The 8,349-nt window shown below is 71.0% G+C and carries 6 protein-coding genes; 3 read left to right on the plus strand and 3 right to left on the minus strand.

The window, feature by feature from the left end; all coding sequences use genetic code 11:
• Nucleotides 1–196: hypothetical protein (locus RUH65_RS14525; protein ID WP_313818313.1), on the minus strand; the 196-nt coding region annotated here is incomplete at its 3' end.
• 112 nt (nt 197–308) lie between these two features.
• On the opposite strand from RUH65_RS14525, the gene RUH65_RS14530 reads away from it, so the two are divergent.
• Both RUH65_RS14530 and RUH65_RS14535 read left to right on the plus strand, forming a co-directional pair.
• Nucleotides 309–806: a MarR family transcriptional regulator gene (locus tag RUH65_RS14530; RefSeq protein WP_313818315.1), complete on the plus strand. Its 498-nt coding sequence runs from the start codon at nt 309–311 to the stop codon at nt 804–806.
• Nucleotides 803–3,172, plus strand: coding sequence for a chorismate-binding protein (locus RUH65_RS14535; RefSeq protein WP_313818316.1), 2,370 nt, complete (start codon nt 803–805; stop codon nt 3,170–3,172). Before RUH65_RS14530 ends, RUH65_RS14535 begins: the two co-directional genes overlap by 4 nt.
• Before the next feature lie 82 nt (nt 3,173–3,254).
• Here the strand turns inward: RUH65_RS14535 and cls are convergent, their stop codons facing one another.
• Entirely contained in the window at nt 3,255–4,754 is a 1,500-nt protein-coding gene (cls, locus tag RUH65_RS14540; protein ID WP_313818317.1) for a cardiolipin synthase, read from the minus strand.
• Between the two features lie 9 nt (nt 4,755–4,763).
• Nucleotides 4,764–5,375: a TetR/AcrR family transcriptional regulator gene (locus RUH65_RS14545; protein WP_313818319.1), complete on the minus strand. Its 612-nt coding sequence runs from the start codon at nt 5,373–5,375 to the stop codon at nt 4,764–4,766.
• Nucleotides 5,376–5,589: 214 nt separating this feature from the next.
• Here RUH65_RS14545 and RUH65_RS14550 point away from each other — a divergent pair, with 214 nt between their 5' ends.
• Nucleotides 5,590–8,310, plus strand: coding sequence for an MMPL family transporter (locus tag RUH65_RS14550; RefSeq protein WP_313818321.1), 2,721 nt, complete (start codon nt 5,590–5,592; stop codon nt 8,308–8,310).
• Nucleotides 8,311–8,349: the final 39 nt, after the last annotated feature.

The following is an 8,349-nucleotide window of genomic DNA, read 5'->3' on the forward strand; positions in this document are numbered from 1 at the left end:
ACACGGTGCCCCGTGGGCGGGTCTCCTCCTGGCCCGCACGGCGGTCCGGCCGGTTCTTGACCCGTTCCTCCGTCCGGCCCTCGGCGCGGTGGTCAGGCTGGCGATCTGACGGTGCGGCTGACGGCGGGTCCGGCTGTGAACCCGGCTGGAGGTCGGCAGCTTCGGGCTCGGCTCGATGTCGGGGGTTCTCTGGCATGGGCACTACGCTAACGCATTCCCTCGATGATCGAGATACCTGCCGTCGAGTTATATCCTGATCACTGCCGCTCAGTAGACTGGGGCGTCAGACACCGGCGGAAGGAGGCCCCATGCCGCAGCCCGGCCAGGAGCCTTCGGAGCTCTTCCAGCTGATCCATGCCCTGCGGCGGTATGCCGAAGTGGCGGACCGGACCGTCGACGCCGCCGGCCACCGCAGCGGCCTGCACCGCACTGATCTGCGCGCCCTGACCATCCTCATGCAACGGCAGGCGGCCGGCCTGAACACCAGCCCCACCGACCTCGGACGGATGCTGAGCCTCACCTCGGCCTCCACCACGGCCCTCGTGGACCGCCTGGTCTCCAATGGTCACGCCGAGCGCACCCCGTCCACCACGGACCGGCGCCGGGTCAGCATCTCCCACACGGACACCGCCGCCGTGGACGGCCGGAAGATTTTCATGCCGATGGCCCGCAGCATGGCCGACCGCCTGTCCGAGTTCACGCCGGACCAGATGCAGACCGCCATCGAGGTCCTGGCGGCGGCCACCGAGGCCCTCGGCACCGTCGAGGCACCGGCCGGCCCTCCGCCCGCACCCATCCAGTCATGACCTCCACCGCTCGTTCCGGACCCCGCACGGAGACCAGGCGCGGGAGACTGCGAGCACCCCTCCTGCTGGCGATCGACGGCCGCTCCGGCGCCGGCAAGACCTCTCTCGCCGTGGAGACGGCCGCGGTGTTGCGGCCCCATCTGGAGGTGGCCGTCTTCCATCTGGACTCCGTCTATCCAGGCTGGGACGGCCTCGCGGCCTCCCTGGACACCTACACCCACGACGTCGTCGCCCCGCTCGCCCAGGGCCGCACCGCCCGGTGGACCTGGTGGGACTGGACGGCCGACGCGCCGGGACGCGCGGATGCCACCCCGCCGGCCGACGTCGTGATCCTCGAGGGCGTGGGGGCAGGGAACCGGAACGCCCGGCCGCATCTGGATGCCGTGGCCTGGGTGGCCATGGATGACAGCGAGCGCCAGCGGCGGGCCCTGCGGCGTGACGGCGCGACCTTCGCCGCCCACTGGGATCGGTGGGCCGCGCAGGAGGACGCCTACCTGGCCGGGGACGAGGTGGCGGAGGCGGCCTGGCTGACCCTCGACGGCCACGGACCCACGCCGCGGGCCGCCGCCGACCTCGTGGAGGGCCTGCGATCCCTGCCTGGCTGGGAATCCGCACTCGCCCTGGTGCCGGCACCCGGCCCGGCCCGGTGGGAACGCCGCACCCTGAGCACAGCCGCCGAACCGAGGGCGCTGTTCGCCGCCACGGGCGGACCGGACGCCGCGACTGCCCTGCTGCTGGAGAGCTCGGACCGGGACGTCACCCCCTCACCGGAGCGCAGCCGCTATTCGCTCATCGGCCTGGCCACCGGCTCCTCGACCGTCGCGAACCACACGGACGGCGTCACCATCGTCTCCTCCGGCCTCCTCACCCTGCGGCGCGTGGGGCCGTTCTTCCCATGGCTGGCCACGGTCTGGCCCGGCGGCCCCGGTACCGGCCATGCCGGGACAGGGCACGACGCCGGCCCGGCGGGCCTGGGTGCGCCAGGCACCTCCGGGTGCCCCGGCGATCCGGTCGGCCCGTTCCAGCCTGGTTGGATGGGATGGATCGGCTACGGCATCAAGCGCGAGGCCGGGTCCCGGGACGGCGCGGCCACCCTGGCCACGGCCGACGGTAGGGCTTCGCCGACCGTCCCCGAGGCACTGCTGTTCCGCCCGGGGCGCGGCGCCAGCGTGGACCACGTGGCCGGCACCACGACCCTCTTCTGGTCCGCCGACGATCCAGGCGGGCCGGAGTGGGCGGACCGGGTGGCGGGCGGGCTGCCGGACGAGTCGCCGGGCAGGCACTCAGCCGAGCGCGCCGAGGGGCTGCCAGCTGAGCGTTCGGAGGGCCAGGCCGCCGCATCACCCGCCGCTCCCCCGGTCTTCACCGTGCGGGACACCCGTGAGCACTACCTGGCCAAGATCCGGGCGGCCCAGCATCAGATCCATGAGGGGAACACCTACGAGGTCTGCCTCACCACCGCCCTGGAGTCCACGGTGGACTCCTTCGACGGCTGGGCCACCTACCGGCGGCTCGCCGAGGCGAACCGGGCCCCGTTCACCCTGTACCTGCGCGCCCATGTGGCCGGGACCGGCGTCGGGCGCGGGGCCGGGACGGGCAACGGGTCTCAGGCCGGGAACGAGCCGGTGCAGATCCTCTCCACCAGTCCCGAGCGGTTCCTCGCGGTCTCCTCGAGGGCGGAGGGAGACTGGCTGGTGACAGAGCCGATCAAGGGGACGCGCCCGCGCGGGGCCACGCCGGACGAGGACCGCGCGCTGGCCGAGGAGCTGGCATCCTCCCCCAAGGACCGGGCCGAGAACATCATGATCACGGACCTGGCCCGCAATGACCTCTCGCGGTTCGCCCGGCCGGGGACACTGGCGACCACGCGGGTGTGCGCGATCGAGTCGTACCCGACGGTGCACCAGATGGTCTCCACGGTCACCGCACAGTTGCAGCCCGGCGTGCCGCGGGCGGATGCGCTCGCCGCGGCCTTCCCACCCGGGTCGATGACCGGGGCCCCGAAGATCTCCACCATGGACATCCTCGAGGACCTTGAGGCGGGGCCCCGCGGGGTGTACTCCGGGGTGGCCGGCTATCTCTCCGCCGACGGCGCGGCCGATTTGAACGTGCTGATCCGCACCCTGGTCGCGGTGCCCGTCGCGCCCGCCATACCCGCCATGTCCGGTGGACCGGCCGGGGCGACGGAACCGGTGGAGTCCGCAGGGCCGTCGTCGACCGCGGGGGCCTCCGGGCGCACGCACCTGTCCCTGGGCGTGGGCGGGGCGATCACCGCGGACTCCGTGCCGGAAGAGGAATGGGACGAGGTGCGGACCAAGGCCCACGGGGTGCTCCGCGTGCTCGGCTCGGCCTTCCCGGACGCCTGAGGGCAGCCCCTCCGCAGCACCGCGGCCCCGCCCCGTCCGCTTTGCGGGCAGAGATGAGTACTCATTTCTGCCCGGAAAGTGGTCACTGCAGGGCGGAGGTCAGGCGGAACACGTTGTCCACCCAGCGCTGGGCACGCGGCCGGCCCTGCCATTCCGCCAGGGTCAGCTCCTCGGAGACGGACCGGTACTCCTCGACCACCGGCTGCAGCGCCTCCACCGTCTCGGAACCCACGGTCAGCACCGAGACCTCCATGTTCAGGGAGAAGGACCGCATGTCCATGTTGGAGGAGCCGAAGACCGCCACGTCGTTGTCCACCGTGAACAGCTTGGCGTGCAGCACGTTGGGGTCCGGATAGCGGAAGATCCGGATACCGGCCTTCAACAGGGCGTCGTAGTAGGACTGCTGGGCGTGGTGGACCATGAACTGGTCCGCCTTGCGGCACACGAACAGCTCCACGGTCACCCCGCGCTGGGCGGCGGTGGTCAGGGCGTAGAGCATCGAGTCATCCGGCACCAGGTACGGCGAGACCACCACGAGGCGTTCCCGCGCGGAGTAGAACAGGTGGTTGAACAGGCGCAGATTGTTCTCGTTGGAGAATCCGGGGCCGGAGGGGACCACCTGGGCGATACTGCCGTCGTCCACCTCGAACTCGGCAGGGTCCGGTTCTCGGTACTTCCCCTCCAGCTCATCACCAGTCTCCGCATACCAGTCGGTCACGAACACCACGTCGAGCGAGGCCACCACGGGACCGGTGATGCGGCTCATCAGATCCACCCACTCCCGGCCCATCGCGTGGGCGGAAGCCCGCTTGTAGCCGGGCTCCACGAGGTTCTGGGAACCGGTATAACCCACCAGCCCGTCCACGATCAGGATCTTGCGGTGGTTGCGCAGGTCCGGGCGCTGGTACTTGCCCCGCCAGGGCAGCACGGGCATCGCCAGGTGGTATTCGAGTCCGGCCGCATCCAGCCGGCGCCGCAGCTGCCGATAGCCCTTGACCCGCATCGAGGCGACGTGGTCGAAGAGGACCCGCACGGTCACGCCCCGGGCGTGGGCCCGCTCCAGGGCCTCGAGCACCACGGAGGAGTACCCCTGCCGGTCCTTCGGGTCGTCCGCGAGGATGTAGAAGATCAGGTGGACGTAGTCCTGGGCCCGGTCGATCTCCTCCGCCATCCGCCGCATGGACTCCCGGTAGTCCGTGATGAACTCGAACTCGTTGCCGTCCAGCATGGGGAAGCTCGTCAGGTTCCGGGTCAGACGCGCCGCCGCCACCACGTACCGCGGTGCCATGCCGGCGTCGTTGGGCAGCTGCAGGTGGGCGGTGGCCTGGCCGAGTGCCTCGTTGACCGCCTTCTGGCGGGATCGGCGCTGGCCCCCGAGCCGGAAGGAGCCCAGCAGCAGGAACAGGACGAGGCCGGGCAGCGGCAGGAAGAAGATGATGAGCAGCCACGCCATCGCCACCGCGGGGCGGCGGCCGCCCGGGACGATGCCGAGCAGCAGGATGCGGATGCCGACGTCGATGATCCAGAAGAGCACGGTCAACCAGTCGGGGAAGATGCCGAACTCGGCGGTGGGCCAGAGCATCACCCCAGCTTACGGTGAGTCAGGTCTCCCGGCCGGAACCACGAGGTCCAACAGCTGGTCGATCCACTCGGTGGTCAGGGATCGGGAGAACAGCAGGCGCAACAGCAGGCTGGCCGCCACCGTCTCGGCGAGGAACGACGGCGGCGCGGCCAGGCCCCCAGGATGGTTCCGGTCGTGCTCCTGGAACCGGGCGTCCAGACCGGCCATGATCGGCTGTACCAGCGCCGAGTGCATGGCGGCGGAGGTCTCCCCGGCGGAGGTCAGGGCGGACATGATCGTCTGGATGAGGCGGGAGACCTCCGGCGCCTCGATCTCGGACTTGAGCGCCGCGAGCCAGGCGCCCAGGTCGGCGCGCAGGTCACCGGAGTCCTCGGGCACCCCCAGGGGCATCTCCAGGAAGCCCTCGGCCAGGGCCTCGACCACCACGCCGGCCTTGGAGCCCCACCAGCGGTAGATGGTCTGCTTGCCGACGCCCGCCGCGGCGGCGATCCCCTCCACCGTGAGCTCCTGGAATCCGCAGCCGACCATCAGGTCCGCCGCCGCCTCCAGCACGGCCACGCGCGACTTCTCGCTGCGCGGACGTCCCCGGTGCTCCGCCGGCTTGTCCACCTCGACGCTCAACGACGCCCTCCCTGCTCCTGTGGTCTGCCCGCCGGCTGACCTGTCCGCCAGCCGATGGCCTCCTGCTCGTGGCCCATCTCACACCGGTCATTTCGATACGAGACGTTGCGTCTACTATAGTCGTTGCCGGACGTGTTGGGCCGCGGCAGGCCGCCGCAGGACCCGTCCGCCGACTCCCCTGGCCGCCTTTCCCCTCCTCAAGGAGTGACGCCTCATGGCTGAACTGCTCTACCGACTCGGCTTCGGGTCCTCCCAGCGCCCGTGGACCGTGATCAGCAGCTGGCTGGTGGTGCTGGCGCTGGCCGTGGGCGGCTTCCTCGCCTTCGGCGGGACCCTGACCTCCTCCATCACCATCCCGGGCACCCCCACCAGCCAGGTCACCGACCGGCTGACCGAGGAGTTCCCGGAGGCGGCCAACGGCGCCGGGTCCGTGGTGTTCCGCACCGCGGACGGCTCCGAGTTCACCGCCGATCAAGAACAGCGGATCACCGACCTGATGGCCGAGGTCGAGGAGATCGAGGGGGTTGACTCCACCCTGGACCCCTTCACCACCGAACAGCAGAAGGCGGACGGGCAGCAGGACCTGGAGGACGGCCGCGCCGAACTCGAGGACGGCCGCCAGCAGCTGGAGGACGGCCAGTCCGAGCTGGATGACGCCGTGGCCCAGCTGGACGCGGCACAGGCCGAACTGGATTCCGGTCAGGAACAGCTCGACGCCGGCCAGGCCCAGTTGGACGCATCACGCGCGCAGGCCGAGGCGGCCGGCTCCCCGGCCGCGACGATGGCCCAGCTCCAGCAGCAGCAGGCCGCCCTGGACGCCCAGCAGGAGGAGCTGGACGCCGCCCGCGCCCAGCTCGACGAGGGCCGGGGCGAGATCGAGACGAACCAGGCCACCCTGGACGAGTCGGCCCAGGAACTGGCGGACGGCGAGGCCGAGCTGGCCCAGGGCGAGCAGATGCTGGCCCTCACCCAGGACTACCGGACCGTGTCCGAGGACGGGACGGCCGCCGTCGGGACCGTGTCCTTCACCCTCCCGGCCATGGAGGTCGAGCAGGGCGTCAAGGACGAGGTGGTCTCCACCCTGACCGAGGCGGACATCGCCGGAGTCGAGGTGCTGCCCTCCAACGACCTCTCCCAGGCCATCCCGCAGATCGCCGGGCCGGCCGAGGTCATCGGACTGATCATCGCCGGCATCGTCCTGTTCATCATGCTCGGCACCCTCGTGGCCGCGGGCCTGCCGATCCTGACCGCCCTGATCGGCGTGGGCATCGGCGCCGCCGGCACGCTGGCGTTCTCCGGGATGATCGACATGCTGTCCGTGACGCCGGTGCTGGGCCTGATGCTCGGCCTGGCCGTGGGCATCGACTACGCGCTGTTCATCATCAACCGCCACCGGCGTCAGCTCAAGGACGGCGTCCCGCTGCAGGAGTCCATCGGCCTGGCCACGGGTACGTCCGGCAACGCCGTGGTGTTCGCGGGCCTGACCGTGGTCATCGCCCTGGCCGCGCTGAACGTCACCGGCATCCCGTTCCTGGGCCTGATGGGCACCGTGGGTGCCGTCTGCGTCGCCCTGGCCGTGCTGATCGCCATCACCATGATTCCGGCCCTGCTGGGCCTGGCGAAGTACCGGGTGCTCTCCCAGAAGGAGCGGGCCGCCGCCGACGCCGCGACGGCCGCGGCCACCAGTTCCGGCAAGCACACCGCGGCTGCGGAGCACGCCACCGGCCGGGCACCCCGGCCGATGTCCACGGTGCGCGCGGTGCTCACCGCCGTCGGGTCCGTGGTGCTGCTGGCCGTCATCGCCATCCCGTTCTTCTCCATGCGCCTGGGACTGCCGGACGGCGCCTCGGAGCCGCCGGAGTCCGCCAGTTACCAGGCCTACGAGACCCTGGGCGAGAAGTTCGGCGAGGGCCGGAACGGCCCCCTCGTGGTGACCGCTGACCTGCCCGAGGGCCTGACGGACACCGAGATCGTGGACGAGCAACTGGCTGTGGCGCAGCAGCTCCAGGGCATCGAGCACGTGACCTCCGTGGTCCCGGCCGCCGTGTCCGAGGACAACGGCATGGCGATGTTCCAGGTCATCCCCGAGGGCGGCCCGAACGCGGTCTCCACCGAGGAACTGGTGCACACGCTGCGTGCCACGGAGCCGGAGTCAGAGTCCACCAACCTGGCCGTGGCCGGCAGCACCAGTGGTTTCGTGGACGTGGCGGAGAAGCTCGCCGAGGCGCTGCCGCTGTACCTGGGCGTCGTCGTCGGGCTCTCCCTGATCATCATGATCGTGGTGTTCCGCTCGCTGCTGGTGCCGCTGATCGCCACCGGCGGGTTCATCCTCTCCGCCTTCGCCGCGATGGGTGGCGTGGTGGCCATCTACCAGTGGGGCTGGCTGGCCACGGTCTTCCAGGTCCACAACCCGGCCCCGATCCTGGCGTTCCTGCCGACCATCATGGTGGGCGTGCTGTTCGGCCTGGCGATGGACTACCAACTGTTCATCTCCACCGGCATGCGTGAGGCCTACGCCCACGGCTCCCCGGCCCGCGTGGCGGTCCAGCAGGGGCTGAAGGCCGGCCGCTCCGTGGTCATCGCCGCGGCCATCATCATGATCAGCGTGTTCGGCGGTTTCGTGTTCTCCGAGTCCGCCATGATCCGCCCCATCGGCTTCGGCCTGGCGTTCGGAGTGCTCGTGGACGCTTTCGTGGTCCGCCTGCTGCTGATCCCGGCCCTGATGCACCTGTTCGGCGACGCCGCCTGGTGGCTGCCGAAGTGGCTCGACCGGATCCTGCCGAACGTGGACGTCGAGGGTGCCTCGCTGGAGCGCAGCCACGGTTACTCGGATCCGGAGCTGGCAGGCGCTGACGGTGATGGATCCGGCACTGGGTCCGGCGAAGGCGGGGACGGCGGGGGCCGCGATGACGATCCCGCCCTGACCCGGGTCTGACACCGCATCACCACCACAGGGGGCGGGGCGCATCACGAA

Origin of the sequence: Citricoccus sp. (genome assembly GCF_032154715.1) — a bacterium.
In the GTDB taxonomy this organism is placed as follows: Bacteria; Actinomycetota; Actinomycetes; order Actinomycetales; family Micrococcaceae; genus Citricoccus.

Bases quoted from the DNA above. Each gene is read 5' to 3' on its own strand.
- RUH65_RS14530 (WP_313818315.1), top strand. From the start codon at position 309: ATGCCGCAGCCCGGCCAGGAGCCTTCGGAGCTCTTCCAGCTGATCCAT.
- RUH65_RS14535 (WP_313818316.1), top strand. From the start codon at position 803: ATGACCTCCACCGCTCGTTCCGGACCCCGCACGGAGACCAGGCGCGGG.
- cls (WP_313818317.1), bottom strand. From the start codon at position 4,754: ATGCTCTGGCCCACCGCCGAGTTCGGCATCTTCCCCGACTGGTTGACC.
- RUH65_RS14550 (WP_313818321.1), top strand. From the start codon at position 5,590: ATGGCTGAACTGCTCTACCGACTCGGCTTCGGGTCCTCCCAGCGCCCG.